14 protein-coding genes are annotated in these 15,754 nt (G+C 71.9%); 5 read left to right on the top strand and 9 right to left on the bottom strand.

The annotated features are described in order from the left end of the window. Nucleotides 1-36 precede the first annotated feature (36 nt). The 4 genes from OG730_RS24610 to OG730_RS24595 form a co-directional block, all read right to left on the bottom strand. Nucleotides 37-2,097 (bottom strand): PTS fructose transporter subunit IIABC, encoded by a 2,061-nt coding sequence (locus OG730_RS24610; RefSeq protein WP_327306282.1) that lies wholly within the window; start codon nt 2,095-2,097, stop codon nt 37-39. Further along, complete coding sequence (gene pfkB, locus OG730_RS24605) at nt 2,094-3,047, bottom strand: 1-phosphofructokinase (RefSeq protein ID WP_327306281.1); 954 nt, start codon at nt 3,045-3,047, stop codon at nt 2,094-2,096. Before pfkB ends, OG730_RS24610 begins: the two co-directional genes overlap by 4 nt. Continuing rightward, complete coding sequence (locus OG730_RS24600; protein ID WP_327306280.1) at nt 3,044-3,805, bottom strand: DeoR/GlpR family DNA-binding transcription regulator; 762 nt, start codon at nt 3,803-3,805, stop codon at nt 3,044-3,046. Before OG730_RS24600 ends, pfkB begins: the two co-directional genes overlap by 4 nt. Before the next feature lie 140 nt (nt 3,806-3,945). Continuing rightward, nucleotides 3,946-5,349 (bottom strand): MFS transporter, encoded by a 1,404-nt coding sequence (locus OG730_RS24595; protein WP_327309393.1) that lies wholly within the window; start codon nt 5,347-5,349, stop codon nt 3,946-3,948. A gap of 266 nt (nt 5,350-5,615) precedes the next feature. Here OG730_RS24595 and OG730_RS24590 point away from each other — a divergent pair, with 266 nt between their 5' ends. Next, nucleotides 5,616-6,581, top strand: coding sequence for a helix-turn-helix transcriptional regulator (locus OG730_RS24590; RefSeq protein WP_327306279.1), 966 nt, complete (start codon nt 5,616-5,618; stop codon nt 6,579-6,581). A 98-nt stretch (nt 6,582-6,679) separates the two neighbouring features. Here OG730_RS24590 and OG730_RS24585 read toward each other — a convergent pair whose 3' ends face one another. Next, nucleotides 6,680-7,657: a sigma-70 family RNA polymerase sigma factor gene (locus OG730_RS24585; protein ID WP_327306278.1), complete on the bottom strand. Its 978-nt coding sequence runs from the start codon at nt 7,655-7,657 to the stop codon at nt 6,680-6,682. 497 nt (nt 7,658-8,154) lie between these two features. Between OG730_RS24585 and OG730_RS24580 the strand changes: the two genes are divergently transcribed. After that, on the top strand, nt 8,155-8,802 hold the full coding sequence (locus tag OG730_RS24580) for a Uma2 family endonuclease (RefSeq protein WP_327306277.1): 648 nt from the start codon (nt 8,155-8,157) through the stop codon (nt 8,800-8,802). Here the strand turns inward: OG730_RS24580 and OG730_RS24575 are convergent. From OG730_RS24575 to OG730_RS24560, 4 genes are all read right to left on the bottom strand, one after another. Next, nucleotides 8,774-9,166 (bottom strand): hypothetical protein, encoded by a 393-nt coding sequence (locus OG730_RS24575; protein WP_327306276.1) that lies wholly within the window; start codon nt 9,164-9,166, stop codon nt 8,774-8,776. The genes OG730_RS24580 and OG730_RS24575 overlap by 29 nt on opposite strands. Beyond that, the gene (locus tag OG730_RS24570; protein WP_327306275.1) at nt 9,159-9,965 is read right to left on the bottom strand and encodes a dioxygenase family protein; all 807 of its coding nucleotides are present in this window, start codon (nt 9,963-9,965) and stop codon (nt 9,159-9,161) included. Before OG730_RS24570 ends, OG730_RS24575 begins: the two co-directional genes overlap by 8 nt. 123 nt (nt 9,966-10,088) lie before the next feature. After that, nucleotides 10,089-11,618, bottom strand: a complete 1,530-nt coding sequence (locus OG730_RS24565) for an MFS transporter (RefSeq protein WP_327306274.1) — start codon at nt 11,616-11,618, stop codon at nt 10,089-10,091. 85 nt (nt 11,619-11,703) lie between these two features. Further along, a complete protein-coding gene (locus tag OG730_RS24560) occupies nt 11,704-12,441 on the bottom strand; it encodes a TetR/AcrR family transcriptional regulator (protein WP_442815209.1) in 738 nt (245 codons plus the stop codon). A 432-nt stretch (nt 12,442-12,873) separates the two neighbouring features. Here OG730_RS24560 and OG730_RS24555 point away from each other — a divergent pair, with 432 nt between their 5' ends. The 3 genes from OG730_RS24555 to OG730_RS24545 all read left to right on the top strand — a co-directional run bounded on the left by OG730_RS24555 (nt 12,874) and on the right by OG730_RS24545 (nt 15,661). After that, nucleotides 12,874-14,154 carry a M6 family metalloprotease domain-containing protein gene (locus OG730_RS24555; RefSeq protein ID WP_327306273.1) on the top strand — a complete coding sequence of 427 codons (1,281 nt, stop codon included), beginning with the start codon at nt 12,874-12,876 and terminating at the stop codon, nt 14,152-14,154. A 110-nt stretch (nt 14,155-14,264) separates the two neighbouring features. Beyond that, on the top strand, nt 14,265-15,185 hold the full coding sequence (locus tag OG730_RS24550) for a zinc-binding dehydrogenase (RefSeq protein ID WP_327306272.1): 921 nt from the start codon (nt 14,265-14,267) through the stop codon (nt 15,183-15,185). Then, nucleotides 15,182-15,661 (top strand): RidA family protein, encoded by a 480-nt coding sequence (locus OG730_RS24545; protein ID WP_327306271.1) that lies wholly within the window; start codon nt 15,182-15,184, stop codon nt 15,659-15,661. The genes OG730_RS24550 and OG730_RS24545 overlap by 4 nt, the downstream gene beginning before the upstream one ends. Nucleotides 15,662-15,754: the final 93 nt, after the last annotated feature.

The raw sequence follows: 15,754 nt of genomic DNA, 5'->3' as shown, positions 1-15,754 counted from the left end.
CGGGGACCGGGACCTGGTCCTGGACCGGGAAGTCGGTCAGGCGGCGACGGTGACCTCGGCCGGGTCCGGCAGGGGCGCCGCTTCGGCGGTCGTGTCCTGCTTGCGCATCCCCTTGAGGAGGATGACCAGGCCGGCGCTGGTGGCCGTACCGGCGGCGATGGCGATCAGGTAGAGCAGCGGGTTGCCGATCAGCGGGATCACGAAGATGCCGCCGTGCGGGGCCCGCAGGGTGCACTCGAAGGCCATCGAGAGCGCTCCGGTGACCGCGCCGCCCACCATGGAGGCCGGGATCACGCGCAGCGGGTCGGCCGCGGCGAACGGGATGGCGCCCTCGCTGATGAAGGAGGCGCCCAGGAACCAGGCGGCCTTGCCGTTCTCGCGCTCCGTCTTGGAGAAGAGCCGGCCGCGGACCGTGGTGGCCAGTGCCATCGCCAGCGGCGGCACCATGCCGGCGGCCATCACGGCGGCCATGACCTTGAGGCTGCCCTCGTTGGGGGTGGCGAGGCCGCCGATGGCGAAGGCGTAGGCCACCTTGTTGAGCGGGCCGCCGAGGTCGAAGCACATCATCAGGCCGAGGATGACGCCGAGGATGATCGCGTTGGCGCCTGAGAGGCCGGACAGCCAGTCGGTGAGGGCCCGCTGGAGCGAGGCCACGGGCTTGCCGACGACCAGGAACATCAGGAACGCGGTGACGGCGGAGCCGATGAGCGGCAGGACGACCACCGGCATGATCCCGCGCAGGGCGGTGGGGATCTTCAGCCTCTGGACGGCGAGGACGGTGCCGCCCGCGATGAGACCGGCGATCAGGCCGCCGAGGAATCCGGCGTCGATGGTGAGGGCCACGGCGCCGCCGACGAAGCCGGGGACGAGACCGGGCCGGTCGGCCATGCCGTAGGCGATGTAGCCGGCCAGTACGGGGACCAGGAAGCCGAAGGCGAGGCCGCCGGTCTGGAAGAGCAGCGCGGCCCAGCTGGCGGCCTCGGTCCAGACGAAGTGCTCGGCGACCGAAGGGGCGTTGTTGATCTCGTAGCCGCCGATGGCGAAGGCCAGGGCGATGAGGAGGCCGCCGGCGGCGACGAAGGGGACCATGTAGCTGACGCCGGACATCAGCCAGGTACGGAGCTTCGCGCCGTAGCCGTCCTGGTCCTCTCCGGCCTCTTCCACCGGGGTGGGGGAGGTGGTGGACACCTCGCCCCGGGCGGCCTTGTCGCGGGCCTCCTGGAGGAGTTCCGCCGGGCGGTTGATGCCGGCCTTGACGCCTACGTCCACGGTGGGCTTGCCGGCGAAGCGGGCCCTCTCCCTGACCGGGACGTCGTGGGCGAAGACGGCCGCGTCGGCGGCGGCGATGGTTTCCGGGGTGAGCTTGGTGAAGCCGGCCGAGCCCTGGGTTTCGACCGTGAGCTCGATTCCCGCCTCGGCGGCGGCCTGCTGGAGGGACTCCGCCGCCATGTAGGTGTGGGCGATGCCCGTGGGGCAGGACGTGACGGCGACCACTCGGAACGGCTGCCCTGCGGGGCTTTCCCCCACCCCGCCCCTTCCCGGCTGTGCAGCATTTTGCGGCTCCGCCGCGCGGGGGGCTCCGCCCCCGGACCCCCGCTCCTCAAACGCCGGAGGGGCTGGATTGGCGGCCGAAGGGGCTGGATTGGGCGGAGCCGGTTCTTCGCCGGCCACCAGTGCCGCCGCCTCCTCCGGAGTGGCCGCCGCGCGCAGAGCCGCCACGAAGTCCGGGCGCATCAGGCGGCGGGCCAGGGTGGAGAGGATCGAGAGGTGGGCGTCGTCGGCGCCGGCCGGGGCGGCTATCAGGAAGATCAGGTCCGCCGGGCCGTCCGGGGCGCCGAAGTCGATGCCCGACGGGGAGCGGCCGAAGGCCAGGGTGGGGGCCGTCACGTGGGTGGAGCGGCAGTGGGGGATGCCTATGCCGCCTTCCAGGCCGGTCGGCATCTGGGCCTCGCGCGCGGCCACGTCGGCCAGGAAGCCGTCCAGGTCGGTGACCCGGCCCAGCGTCACCATCCGTTCGGCGAGGGCACGTGCCGCCCCCACTTTGGACTCCGCGGACAGGTCGAGGTCGACCAGGTCACGGGTGATCATCTCGCTCATCGCTCGTCACTCATTTCGGACAGAGGGAGGTCCAGGGGCAGGTCCTGGGTGACATGGACCGCGTCGGGCCGCAGGTCCGAGGGGGCCGGCATGAGGCTGCCGGGAAGCTGGACCGCGGCAGCGCCGTGGGCCAGGGCGGAGGCCAGGGCCGCAGGCCCCGTACCTCCCGCGATCAGGAAGCCGGCGAGGGAGGCGTCGCCCGCGCCGACGTTGCTGCGGACCGAGGAGACGGCCGCCGTGCCGTAGTAGGTGCCCTCCTCGGAGACCAGGAGCTGGCCGTCCGCGCCGAGGGAGGCCAGGACCGCGCCCGCGCCCAGCGAGCGCAGTTCCTCCGCGGCCTTGAGCACGTCGCCGAGGGTGGCCAGGGGCCGCCCGACCGCCGCCGCGAGTTCCGAGGCGTTCGGCTTGATCACGTCCGGGCGGGCCGCCAGCGCCGCGAGCAGCGCCGGGCCTGAGGTGTCCAGGGCGATGCGGGCGCCCGCGGCGTGGGCCCGGGTCACGATGTCGGCGTACCACTCGGGGCCGAGGCCCCGCGGGAGGCTGCCGCAGCAGGCGATCCAGGCGGCGCCGCCCGAGCAGGTGCGGACCGTTTCCAGGAGCAGCGCCGACTCCTCGGGGGTCAGCTCCGGGCCGGCGGCGTTGATCTTGGTGAGGGTGCCGTCCGGTTCGGCCAGGGAGATGTTGGAGCGGGTCTGCCCGGCGATGGAGACCGCCGTGACGTCCACGCCCTGGGCGCCGAGGAGTTCGGCGATCATCGTGCCCGGCGTGCCGCCGAGCGGGAGGACCGCCGTCGTACGGACGCCCGCGGCGGCCACCGCGCGGGAGACGTTGACTCCCTTGCCCCCGGGGTCGACCCGGTCGGCGGTGGCGCGCAGCACCTCACCGCGGTCCAGCGAGGGGACTTCGTAGGTCCGGTCGAGGGAGGGGTTCGGGGTGACGGTGAGGATCATACGAGCACAACTTCCGTACCGGCGGCCTCGATCGCCGCCTTCTGAGCGGGGTCGAGCCCCGGGTCCGTGATGAGGAGGTCGACCTCCGTGAAGGAGCCGAAGCGCGCGAAGTGCTCCTGGCCCGCCTTCGCCGAGTCGGCGAGGAGGACGACGCGTCGGGCCGCCGCCATCGCGGCCCGCTTGACGGCGGCCTCGGCGAGATCGGGGGTGGTCAGGCCGCCCTCGGCCGTGAAGCCGTTCGTCGCGAGGAAGAGGACGTCCGCGCGGATCTCGGCGTAGGTGCGCAGGGCCCAGGCGTCGACGGCGGCGCGGGTGCGGTGGCGGACGCGTCCACCGACGAGGTGGAGGTCGATGCCGGTGTGGTCGGCGAGCCGGGCGGCGACGGGCAGCGCGTGGGTGACCACGGTGAGCGCGGAGTCGACCGGGATCGCGGCCGCGAGGCGGGCCACCGTACTGCCCGCGTCGAGGACGACGCTGCCGCCCGCGGGGAGTTCGGCGAGCGCCGCGGCGGCGATGCGGTCCTTCTCGTCGGCCGCGGTGGACTCGCGCTCGGTGAGGTCCGGCTCGAAGTCGAGGCGGCCGGCCGGTATGGCACCGCCGTGCACCCGCCGCACGAGCCCGGACCGGTCCAGGGCCTTGAGGTCGCGGCGCACGGTCTCGGCCGTGACCTGGAACTGGTCGGCCAGGGACAGGACGTCGACCCGGCCCGCCTCGCGGGCGAGGCGGAGGATCTCCTGCTGGCGCTCCTGTGCGTACATGTGGTTTCAGATCCGTTCGATGCCCGACTCTGTGGGTTCCTTAGGATCGTACGCCCGTTTGCGCCTGAAAACAAAACAAACGGGCATGCCCGCCAACAGAAGCGGACATGCCCGTCAGGAGAAGCGCGGAGGTGTGCGGACTAGCCCGCGTACTCCGTGCCGCCTTCGCGCTCGGCGATGGGGACGGCCTTGCGCGGCAGCATGAACATCACCGAGAAGATCACGACCAGGACGGCCGCGACCCACCACATGGCGTGGTGGAACGCGTCGACGTAGGGCGGCCCGAAGACCCCGTCGTCCTCGATGAACCCGAAGTAGACGACGGAGGTGAGGCCGAGGCCCAGCGCGTTGCCCATCTGGCCGGTGGTGTTGATCAGGCCGGACGCCGAGCCGGCGTGCTCGCGCGGCACCTCGGAGAGCACGGTGTCGGTCAGCGGGGCGATGATCAGGCCCATGCCGATGCCCATGACGATCAGCGGAGCGGCCATCTGCCAGGAGGTGATGGCCATGCCGTAGCGGTCGGACTCCCAGATGTAGAGGAGGACGCCCGCGGCCATGACCAGCGCGCCGGCCTGGAGCACCTTGCGGCCGAAGCGCGGTACGAGCTTCTGTACGGACACGCCCGCGGCGGCCGAGACGGCGATCGAGAACGGGATGCCGGTGGAGCCCGCCTTCAGGGCGCTCCAGCCGAGGCCCATCTGCATGTAGAGCGTCCAGACCAGGAAGAAGATGCCGGTCGCGATGCCGAAGGTCAGCTGGACGGCGATGCCGCCCGCGAAGCTCTTGACCTTGAAGAGGGAGAGCTCGACGAGCGGGGAGCCGTCTTTGCGGATCTTGTACTTCTCGTAGGCGATGAAGGCGATGAAGACCACCGGCGAGGCGACCATGCAGACGAAGCCCCACACGGGCCAGTCGTTCTCGCGGCCGTGGGTGAGCGGGAAGATCAGCATGACCAGGGCCAGGGTGGCGAGCACGACGCCGACCAGGTCCAGGCGCAGCGCCTTGGGGGCCTTGGACTCGGCGATGAACTTGCGGCCCAGGATCACGCCGGCGATGCCGACGGGCAGGTTGATCAGGAAGATCGGGCGCCATTCGAGACCGGCGATGTTCCACTCGGTGAGCAGGGCGCCGAGCATCGGGCCCGAGACGGCGCCGAGGCCGATGATCGCACCGAACAGGCCGAAGACCTTGCCGCGCTCGTGCGGCGGGAAGGTGACGTGGATGATCGCGAGCACCTGCGGGACCATCATGGCCGCCATGCCGCCCTGGAGGATGCGGGAGGCGACGAGCACGTCGGGGCTGGGCGAGAGGCCGCAGAGCAGCGAAGCCGCGGTGAAGCCGGATATGCCGATGAGGAAGAGGCGCTTGCGGCCGTAGATGTCACCGAGACGGCCGCCCGTGATCAGGCCGGCGGCGAAGGCGAGCGCGTAGCCCGCGGTGATCCACTGGATGGCGCTGGTGGAGGCGCCGAGGTCCTCGCGCATCCGGGGTATCGCGATGTTGACGATCGTGACGTCGACCAGGTCCATGAAGGCCGCGGTCATCACGATGGCGAGCGCGATCCAGCGGCGGCGGTCGGCGGGGGCCGCGGACTCGTCGCCGGCCGTGCCCGGGCCTCCGGCGCGGCCGGAGTCGCCGGCCTCGCCGGACTTGCTGATCGAGGTGGTCTCTACGGGAGGGTCGGTCCGCTCTTCTTGTACGGGCCCGTTCTTTCCTTCGGGCGATGACTGGGTCGTCTCGGTGCTCATGAGGAGAAACCTAGACGGCATCTAGGTCAGTTGGTGTCCTATTTGGCTGGCATCTTTGAACCATGACCGACACCCCGGCCCGTCTGCTCTCCCTGCTCTCCCTGCTCCAGACCCCGCGCGAGTGGCCCGGGAGCGAGCTGGCCGAGCGGCTGCGGGTGAGCGCCCGTACGATCCGGCGCGACATCGACCGGTTGCGGGAGCTCGGATACCCCGTGGAGGCCACGCTCGGCGCGGAGGGCGGGTACCGGCTGGTGGCGGGCGCCGCGATGCCGCCGCTCGTCCTGGACGACGAGGAGGCCGTCGCCATCGCGGTGGGGCTGCGGGCGGGGGCCGGGCATGCGATCGAAGGCGTGGAGGAGGCCTCCGTACGGGCCCTCGCGAAACTGGAGCAGGTCCTGCCGGGGCGGCTCCGGCGGCGGGTGAGCGCGCTGCAGTCGGCGACGGTCGCGGTGGCCCGGGGCGACGGGGCGAGCGTGGATCCGCGGACGCTGACGGCGATCGCCTCGGCGGTGGCGGGGCCGGAGCGGCTGCGGTTCGCCTACCGGGCCCGGGACGGGGTGGCCTCACGGCGGCTGGTGGAGCCGTACCGGCTGGTCAGCACCGGGAGCCGGTGGTACCTCGTGGCCTACGACATGGAGCGCGAGGACTGGCGGACGTTCCGCGTGGACCGGTTGAGCGAGCCCGGTGCGACGGGAGTGCGGTTCGCTCCGCGGGAGCTGCCGATGGATGCGGTGGAGTTCGTGCGGCGGGGGTTGCGCGGCAGGGAGTCGACCTACCTGGTCGATGTCACCTTCGCGGAGGCGGCGGAGCTGCCGAAGTGGGCACGGGAGTACGTGGTCGCGCCGGCGGGGGGCGGCGCCGGGGAGGGCGCCGGGGTGCGGGTGCGGTTCGAGTCGGCGGATTCGCCGGAGTGGCTGGTGGCGCGGTTGGCCTTGGCCGGGGTGCCGTTCGTCGTGCACGGGCCCGAGTTCCTGGTGGAGGCGGCTCGGGTGCTGGGTGCGCGGCTGGCGGAGGCGGCGGGGCCGTAGGGGCAAAGCGGCGGGGCCGTAGGGGGCAAAGGGGAGCCCCCGGCGCCTGGGGGGGATAGGCGCCGGGGGCTCGTATGGGGGGCTTCGTCTGGGGCCGGTCAGGCCACCGCGTCGAAGCCGGTGTCGCGGGCCATCTTCTTCAGTTCGAGCAGCGCGTGCTTCTCGATCTGACGGATCCGCTCGCGGGTCAGGCCGTGCTGCTTGCCCACTTCTGTCAGCGTACGCTCTCGACCGTCGTCAATGCCGTAACGCATCTTGATGATCGACGCGGTTCGCTGGTCCAGCTTGCCCAGCAGGTCCTCCAGCTCCTCGCTGCGCAGCAGGGAGAGGACGGACTGCTCGGGGGAAATCGCCGAAGTGTCTTCGAGCAGGTCGCCGAACTGCGTGTCGCCGTCCTCGTCCACGCCCATGTTCAGGCTGACCGGGTCGCGCGCCCAGTCCAGGACGTCTCCGACGCGCTTCTCCGTGGTGTCCAGCTCGGCGGCGATCTCCGCGTGCTCCGGGTCACGGCCGTTCTCGCGGTTGAACTCGCGCTGCACTCGGCGGATCCTGCCGAGCTCCTCCACCAGGTGGACGGGGAGCCGGATGGTGCGGGACTGGTCGGCGATGGAGCGGGTGATCGCCTGGCGGATCCACCACGTGGCGTACGTGGAGAACTTGAAGCCCTTGGCGTAGTCGAACTTCTCCACGGCGCGGACCAGGCCGGCGTTGCCCTCCTGGATGAGATCGAGGAGGGGAAGGCCGCTGCGCGGGTAGCGGCGGGCCACGGCGACGACCAGGCGGAGGTTCGAGCGGATGAAGACTTCTTTGGCACGCTCGCCCTCGGCGGCCAGGGCTTCGAGCTCGTCCCGGGAGGGCTGCTTGCCCTTGCGCTCTATCGCGCCGTCGAGGATCTGCTGGGCGTACACGCCCGCCTCGATGATCTGCGAGAGCTCGACTTCCTTGGCCGCGTCGAGCAGCGGGGTGCGCGCGATCTCGTCCAGGTACATGCCGACCAGGTCGCGGTCTGCGATCTCCCCGCCCACGGCACGAGCGCTGCTCGTGGACTGACGACGGGCGACGGCGCGGGTTGCCATGCGTGCTCCCTTGCGATGAGTTCGGTCGCGGTGGTGCGGTGACACTCTCCCGAGTGCCCGCTTCCGAAGGAAACAACGACTGGAATCGGGACAGAATTCCCACGTCGCTCCCTGTTTTTCGAGATCTTGCAGTATCCTGCCCCGCCACCCCCCGGCTCGAGGGGATGAGCGATGCCGACGGACCCGAAGATCCGCAGGTCAGGGCGGGGATTACGGCCGACCCCAGGGGGCGGCGGGCCCGTCCGCGCGGGGCAGCGGTGAGACCACCGTCACACTTGACACGGGCGGTTTCTCCCCTGCGGCAGCGCCGTCCCCGACTGCGCTTGTACCCCGAGAGACGGTCCCCACCGGCTTCTGGTTGCCTCGGTCGGCGGGGGCCTACTCGTCCGAGTGAACCGATGGCATATTCCTCCGGCATGAGCGGCAGCGCCCCGAGCATCGGAGAGTCGCTTGTGCCGTCCGGCCGGCGGCGCCCACACTCAGAGGAGGTGCTGCACATGACCGCTCTCGCCCACGAGACGCTGGAGGCCGTAATGCCGAAGGTCGCGACTCCCCCGTCGGACCTTGACGACGTCCTGTGGCAGGCATGGAAAGCCATGGAACTCCCCGAGGGCTACCACGCCGAGATCGTCGAGGGGTTCATCGAGGTGTCACCCACGGGTCGCTATTCGCACGGCCGTACCGTCAATCGCTTGAGGGATCAGCTCGTCGTGTTCCTCGCCGGCGGCGAGTTCGCCGCTCGCCAGGACATGAACGTCGTCCACCAACGCAAGGTGTGGATTCCCGATCTGTTCGTCGTACTGGAGGACACCGAGGGACACGTCACCGAGGACGGTCTCGGGGTCGACGCCTCGGCCGTAGCGATGATCGTCGAGGTCGTCTCCCCCGGAAGCGACAACATCACGCGCGACCGGACGCGCAAGCGGCGCGATTACGCCCGGGCGGCCGTTCCCGTGTACGTCCTGATCGACGACTTCGACGCCGGTGGCACCGTCACCGTGCTGACCTCACCCGACCCCGAGAAGGCCGTCTACGAAGACGAGTCGCGGACGGCATACGGCACCCCGATCTCGATCCCGACCGGCCCCGCCAAGGGGTTCACCATCGGGGAGGACGTCACCGGTCCGGGGCGGAGCGGCGGGTAGCGACCTGCGGGCAGGCGCGGCAGGCCGGTGGGCCCGACTGGGTCCACCACTTGCAGGCCGGCCGGAGGTGGCAGGGCGGGAGCGGGGATCCGGCCCGGGGGCTCGCGGTCGCCGTCAGGCGGGTGGCCAGGGTGCAGGTGTCGCCCGCGCGGTTGAGGCAGTGCGGGACGCAGTGGGAGGCCAGGCGCAGCAGGCGGCGCGGTTCCACCCCGTCGGCGAGCTCGGCCAGGGCTTCGGCCGCCGGGCGGGGTGCGGGGAGGTAGGCCGGGGGGCCGTCGAGGCCTTCGCGGACGGCGAGGACCAGCGACTCCGGCGCGTACGCGGAGCCGCTGGGGCACCAGAGCCGCTGCTCGGGGTCAGCCAAATTGCAGGGAGCGCTTCGAGAGGCCCATCCAGAAGCCCGAGACGGGGGTAGACGCCGCCGCGAGGTCGGATTCCGCGGCGCCCAGGGTGACGAACAGCGGGGCGAAGTGTTCCGTACGGGGGTGGGCCAGGCGGCCGGCCGGGGACTTGGCCTCGAAGTCCAGCAGGGCGTCGATGTCGGAGGCGGCCAGTGCCTCGTGGCCCCAGGCGTCGAATTCGGCGGACCACGACGGGACGCCGGGGCCGGTGTGGCGCAGGGCGGCCAGGTTGTGGGTGAAGAAGCCGCTGCCCACGATGAGGACGCCTTCGTCGCGCAGGGGGGCCAGCTTGCGGCCGATCTCCATCAGGCGGCGCGGATCGAGGGTGGGCATCGATATCTGGAGCACCGGTATGTCGGCTCCGGGGAACATCTCCACCAGCGGGACGTACGCGCCGTGGTCCAGGCCGCGGTCGGGGATGTCCTGGACGGGCGTGCCCGGGGCCTTGAGGAGCCCCCGGACCGCCGCGGCCAGCTCGGGGGCGCCCGGAGCGTCGTAGCGGACCTGGTAGTAGTGCTCGGGGAAGCCCCAGAAGTCGTAGACGAGCGGGACCGGCTCGGTGGCGCCGAGGGCGAGCGGGGCCTCTTCCCAGTGGGCGGAGACCATCAGGATCGCCCGGGGGCGGGGCAGGTCCGCCGACCAGGCGGCCAGTTCACCGGGCCAGACCGGGTCGTCCGCGAGCGGCGGGGCTCCGTGGCTCAGGTACAGCGCCGGCATCCGGGTGGGGGTGACGGCTTCGGGCGTCGGCATCGGCACGGTCATCGGGAGCTCCAGGAATCGTCGCGGCGGGGCGCCACGAACAGACTAACCCCGCATCGTTCAAATTTGAACGATGCGGGGTCATCAGTCATTCCCTCACGCACCCCCGAGCGGGGCCCGGGCGGGTCAGTGCGCGATCACCGGGATCTTCATGTCGGCGTCCGCGCCCTCGGCGAGCGGGTCGCCCGCGCCCGGCTTGCCCGTGGTGATGAGGGTCAGGGCGATGAGCGAGCTGGCGACCAGGATGCCGACCGCCCACCAGATCGCGGAGGAGTAGCCCTCCACCATGGCCTGGGCCTGGATCAGCTGCGCCGCCGGGCCGCCCGCCGCGGCCGCGGCCGCGTGGTCGGTCAGGTACGCGGTCGTCGCGGAGGCGGCGATCGTGTTCAGCAGGGCGGTGCCGATCGCGCCACCCACCTGCTGCGAGGTGTTGACCATCGCGGAGGCGACACCGGCGTCGGCCGGGTTGACCCCGTACGTGGCCAGGGACATGGCGGGCATGAAGGCCGTACCCATGCCGAGGCCGAGCAGCAGCTGCGCCGGCAGGATCAGCGCCGGGTAGGAGGAGCCGACCTCGAGCTGCGTCAGCAGCAGCATGCCGGCGGCGGCGACCATGAAGCCGGGGCCCATCAGCAGGCGCGGCGGGACCCGCGTCATCAGGCGGGCGCCGATCTGCGTGGAGCCGGTGATCATGCCCACGATCATCGGGAGGAAGGCGAAGCCGGTCGTGACGGGCGAGAAGCCCTTGACGACCTGCAGGTAGTAGGTGAGGAAGAGGAACAGGCCGAACATCGAGATGACGGCGAGGCCCAGCGAGAGGTAGACGCCGCCGCGGTTGCGCTCCAGCAGGACGCGCAGCGGGAGCAGCGGGTTCTTCGTACGGGACTCGACGAAGACGAACGAGGCGAGCAGCACGACCGAGGCGACGAACATGCCCACGGTGAGGCCGTCCGACCAGCCGGCCGACTCGGCGCGGGTGAATCCGTAGACGAGGGCGACCAGGCCGGTCGTGGAGAGCAGGACGCCGGGGATGTCGAGCGGGGCGCGGTTACGGCCGCCGGCCGGCTCGCGGATGATCATCCAGGCGCCGACGGCGGCGACGATCGCGAACGGGATGTTGACGAAGAAGGTCCAGCGCCAGTTCAGGTACTCGGTGAGGACACCGCCGAGGATCAGGCCCACGGCGCCACCGCCACCGGCGATCGCACCGTAGATGCCGAAGGCCTTGGCGCGCTCCTTGGCGTCGGTGAACATGACGGCCAGCAGCGAGAGCGCGGCGGGCGCGAGCAGTGCGCCGAAGGCGCCCTGGAGGGCGCGGGCGCCCAGCATCATGGCCTCACCCTGGGCGGCGCCGCCCAGCGCGGAGGCCAGGGCGAAGCCGGTCAGGCCGACTATGAAGGCGTTCTTGCGTCCCCACTTGTCGGCGATGCGGCCGCCGAAGAGGAGCAGCCCGCCAAAGGCCAGCGCGTACGCGGTGATGACCCACTGGCGGTTGCCGTCCGAGATGCCGAGGTCGGTCTGGGCGGACGGCAGGGCGATGTTCACGATGGTGGCGTCGAGGACGACCATCAGCTGCGCCAGCGCGATGAAGACCAGGGCCTTCCAGCGACTGGGGTCTGCGCCGGTCAGCTGCGGGTTCGCGGCTGTTTTTGACATGGGGGTACCCACTTCATGGTGCGAGATGACTGAAATAAGACGATCAGGGTTGATTTACGACGCTAGAGGGCGCGACCTGGGGGCGTCACATGGTTTTCCGCCTCAGGTCCGCCAGGGTGATCGCCGAGCCCGGCAGTTCGGAGCGGGCGGGGGCCATCAACCCGTCGAGGAACAGCTGCAGATGACGGTGGACGAAGACGTCCGCGTCGAAGCAGGCGGTGCCCGGGAGGGGGCGGCTGAGCTGCGACAGCGCGATCATCAGGTCGCCGACGCCGACGTCGGAGCGCAGCAGCCCGGAGGCGCGACCGGCGGCCAGCAGGGCCTCGATCGACTCCTCCAAGGTCTCGCGGGAGGCGACCAGTTCGGGGTGGTCGTGGTCGAACTCGCTGGAGAGCACCGGGCACAGGGCGCCGATCCGCTCGTCCGCCGCCGCGTGCGTGAACCGGCGCAGCGCGGCGAAGGCGTCCGGCTCCTGGGCGAGCGAGTCGACGGCCAGGGCGGTCACCCGGTCCAGGCCGAAGAGCACGACGTGGTGGATCAGGGCCGGGCGGTCGGGGAAGTGCCGGTAGAGCGTGGCGTTGCCCACGCCGGCCCGGCGGGCGATCTCGTCGAGGGGCGCGGCGGGGCCGAACTCCACGAGCACGTCCCGGGCGGCGGTCAGGATGCGCTCGCGGTTGCGGACGGCGTCGGCGCGCGGACGCGGGACCCCGTCCGCGGAGGTGCGGGCGCGCTTGCCCGCCGCCTTGACCGCCGCCTTGACCTTGCCCGCGGCCGCGCCCACGACCGCACACGCGCCCCCGCCCACGCCCACGCCCGCCCCCATGCCCACGCCCGCACCCGCGCCGGAGGCGCCCCGGGCACCCGCGGCCGGAGCCGTGAGGTCGAGGTCGGCCTCCGGGCCCGGTACGGGCAGGGCCGCCGGATCGGTGGTGGCGGGGCTCTTCATGGACGGCTCCCTGGCGGGTGACGGGCACTTCCGGTGACGGGTGCTTACGGGTGCTTACAGGCGATTACGGGTGGGTTGCCCGATCCCCGAAACGGGGAGCGGATCCCCGGTTCATGGGGACTCTGGTTCAAACGGGGAGAGGGTCCCCGCTTATTTCACTCTCCCGTGTGACCTGGGTCACACGACTCCAGGGTCTCCGTTCCCGTTTGGCCTCCTCCGGCGCGCGAGCCCGCGCCAGCCGTCGGAGGGTGAGCCCACAGAGCGCAGTCCGGACCCGGCCGGCTGCCGCGGACCCGAAGGCCGATCTCCATGTCGCAGACGCGCCACCGGATACGCAAGCCAAGCCGCACCAGCGTCTACATCGGCATCACCGCGCTGGCCCTCGGCATCACGGCTACGGCGAGCGCGGGCATATCCAGCCGCAGCCATTCGGCGGCCGGGCCGGTGGGCGCGACCAGCGCCGAATCGATGCTCGCGCCCTGCCGGATCGCCGGCGCGATGGGCGTGCAGATGTCGGAGGGACTGCCGACGGCTCCGGGGTACTCGCGCTCGACCGGCGAGGTCCGGGCGCTGAACCTGATGATCGACTTCCCCGACGCCAAGGGCGAGGGCACGGCGGCCGACCGGATGGCGGAGTTCTTCCCGCAGACGTCCGACTGGTTTCGCATCAGCTCCTACGGGCGGCTGACCTACCGGGCCGAGGCGCCGATAAAGAACTGGCTGCGGATGCCGATGCCGTTCGCGGCGTACGGGATCGAGCGGGGTTCCGCGTACGAGCCCGGCTACCGCCAGCTCGTCGAGCACATCGTCAAGGCCTCCGACGCCGAGGTCGATTTCTCCCGGTACGACCTGATAAACATCCTCGTCACTCCGAACGCCGGCCCCTCCGCCCTCGACACCGTCCTCTCCGTCACCTTCTCCGGCAACGGCGAGGCCCCGATGGCCGACGGCGTCCCGCTCGCCAACACGTCCTTCGTCTACAGCCGCCAGGACGACGGCTCCGGCTCCTACCGGGAGACCGGCTACCGCGTGCTCCCCCACGAGAACGGCCACGTCTTCGGCCTGCCCGACCTCTACACCGCCGACGGCGGCGGCACGGTGGGCCACTGGGACATCATGAGCGAGGACTGGGGCGCCAACAACGACCTGCTCGGCTGGCACAAGTGGAAGCTGGGCTGGCTCGACAGCAACCAGATCAGCTGCGCCGGGAAGTCCGGGGTCAGCGACCACGTGCTGAGCCCGCTGGCCGTGGAGGGCGGCACCAAGCTGGCCTTCGTCCCCGTCTCCGAGAGCGCCGGGTACGCCGTGGAGGTGCGCACCCGCGCCGGGAACGACGAGGCCGTCTGCAAGCCCGGCGTGCTCATCTACAAGGTGGACTCCGATGTCGACACCGGCCGCGGGCCCGTCACCGTCTCCGACAGCTCCGGCGCGAGCGGCGGCTGCACCCGGCGCTCCAACGTGCACGCGGAGCTCTCGGACGCGCCGTTCCGGCCGGGCGAGACCTTCACCGACGAGAAGTCGGGCATCAGCGTCTCGGTCGTGGGCGAACTGCGCAACGGCAGCTACCAGGTCAGGGTCACCCGGCCTTGAGCAAGTGCTGACGGTCGGCCCGCCAGGTTCCGACCTACGGCCCCCCGCCGGACCGGATCCGTACCCGCATGGTTGGGAAATAGCCGTGTGACGACGTAGTAAGGAGACTCGTGAAGGCCTTCGCGCTGCGCCGTACCGGCGAGCCGCCCTCCGTGCTGGAACGGCCCGTCCCCCACCCGCGGGCGGGCGAGGTCCTCGTACGCACCACGGCAGCGCTCATCTGCGCCTGGGACGGGCACACCGCCGCCGGTGCGCCCGCCGGGCTCGGGCACGAGGCCGTCGGCGTCGTCGAGGCCGTCGGCCCCGGGGTGTGCCCGTCCTACGTGGGCCGGCGCGTCGGCGTCGAGGGCCACGGGCGGCTCGCCGAGTTCTTCCGCGCCCCCGCGGCCGGGGCCGGGCTGGTCGCGCTCCCCGACACCATCTCCGACCACCAGGCCCTCTACGCGGCGGGCGCGCTCCCCACCGGCTTCGCCGCCGCCGAGGAGTCCGGGCCGCCCCCGGGCGGGAGCGTCGTCGTCTTCGGCCAGGGCGCGGTCGGGCTCAGCGCGACCATCGCGGCCGGCCGGCTGCGCGGGGCCCGCGTCATCGCCGTGGAACCGGAGATGAAGCGCCAGCGCCTCGCCCTGCGGTTCGGGGCCGACGTGGTGATCGACCCGGCCTACGAGGACACCAGCGAGCGGATCCTGGAACTGACCGGCGGCTCCGGCGCCGACCGCGCCATCATGGCGACGGCCGCGCCCGCCGCCGCGCGGGCCGCCCGCGGGGGGCTCTCCGGGGGCGGGAAGATCACGTACGCCCGCTGCCGGCCGCCGCAGAGCAGCGGGGCGCGGCTCGCGCGGGCGCTGCACCTGATCGGGGACGGGCTGGTGGACCCGACGGTGATCACCACGCACGAGTTCCCGTTCGACCGTGTCGGGGAGGCCTTCGGGCGGCTCGCCGCCAAGGAGCCCGGCATGATCAAGCCGGTCATCCTCTTCCCCCGGCCGGGCCACTCCTCCCCCGCCGGCGACCCCAAGGAGATCCGCCCGTGACCAGCACCCCCGAAGAGCGCCTCGCCGCCGCCGGTCTCAAGCTCCCGCCGACGCCCTCGCCGGTCGCCGTCTACGTCCCCGCCGTACGGAGCGGGCACTACGTGTACTCCTCCGGCCAGCTCCCGATGGTCGACGGCGCACTCCCCCTCACCGGGAAGGTCGGCGCCGAGGTCACCCCGGAGCAGGCGAGGGAACTGGCGCAGCAGTGCGCGCTGAACGCGCTGGCCGCCATCACCTCCGTCGCCGGGGACCTGTCCGCCGTGAAGCGCGTGGTCAAGGTGGTCGGCTTCGTCGCCAGCGATCCGCACTTCACGGGACAGCCCGGCGTACTCAACGGCGCGAGCGAGCTGCTGGGCACCGCCTTCGGCGACGCGGGCATCCACGCCCGCAGCGCGGTCGGCGTGAGCGTGCTGCCGCTGGACTCCCCCGTCGAGGTGGAGATCCTCGTCGAACTGCACGCTCCCATGGGCCTCTAGGCCTCTAAGCCTCTAAGCCCGGCGGCCGTCAGCCGCCGTCGGCCTGCGTCAGCCTGCGTCAGCCGTCGCAGGGGCGGCCGTACCGCCTGCGGG

The sequence above is a fragment of the Streptomyces sp. NBC_01298 genome (assembly GCF_035978755.1).
GTDB lineage: Bacteria > Actinomycetota > Actinomycetes > Streptomycetales > Streptomycetaceae > Streptomyces.
This window is presented reverse-complemented; position numbering and strand designations above follow the sequence as displayed.

Excerpts from the sequence above, each read along its gene's own strand:
- OG730_RS24600 (WP_327306280.1), bottom strand. The coding sequence starts at position 3,805 with ATGTACGCACAGGAGCGCCAGCAGGAGATCCTCCGCCTCGCCCGCGAG.
- OG730_RS24585 (WP_327306278.1), bottom strand. The coding sequence starts at position 7,657 with ATGGCAACCCGCGCCGTCGCCCGTCGTCAGTCCACGAGCAGCGCTCGT.
- OG730_RS24590 (WP_327306279.1), top strand. The coding sequence starts at position 5,616 with ATGACCGACACCCCGGCCCGTCTGCTCTCCCTGCTCTCCCTGCTCCAG.
- OG730_RS24570 (WP_327306275.1), bottom strand. The coding sequence starts at position 9,965 with ATGACCGTGCCGATGCCGACGCCCGAAGCCGTCACCCCCACCCGGATG.
- OG730_RS24595 (WP_327309393.1), bottom strand. The coding sequence starts at position 5,349 with ATGACCGCGGCCTTCATGGACCTGGTCGACGTCACGATCGTCAACATC.
- OG730_RS24560 (WP_442815209.1), bottom strand. The coding sequence starts at position 12,441 with ATGGGGGCGGGCGTGGGCGTGGGCGGGGGCGCGTGTGCGGTCGTGGGC.
- OG730_RS24580 (WP_327306277.1), top strand. The coding sequence starts at position 8,155 with ATGACCGCTCTCGCCCACGAGACGCTGGAGGCCGTAATGCCGAAGGTC.
- OG730_RS24555 (WP_327306273.1), top strand. The coding sequence starts at position 12,874 with ATGTCGCAGACGCGCCACCGGATACGCAAGCCAAGCCGCACCAGCGTC.
- pfkB (WP_327306281.1), bottom strand. The coding sequence starts at position 3,047 with ATGATCCTCACCGTCACCCCGAACCCCTCCCTCGACCGGACCTACGAA.
- OG730_RS24565 (WP_327306274.1), bottom strand. The coding sequence starts at position 11,618 with ATGTCAAAAACAGCCGCGAACCCGCAGCTGACCGGCGCAGACCCCAGT.
- OG730_RS24610 (WP_327306282.1), bottom strand. The coding sequence starts at position 2,097 with ATGAGCGAGATGATCACCCGTGACCTGGTCGACCTCGACCTGTCCGCG.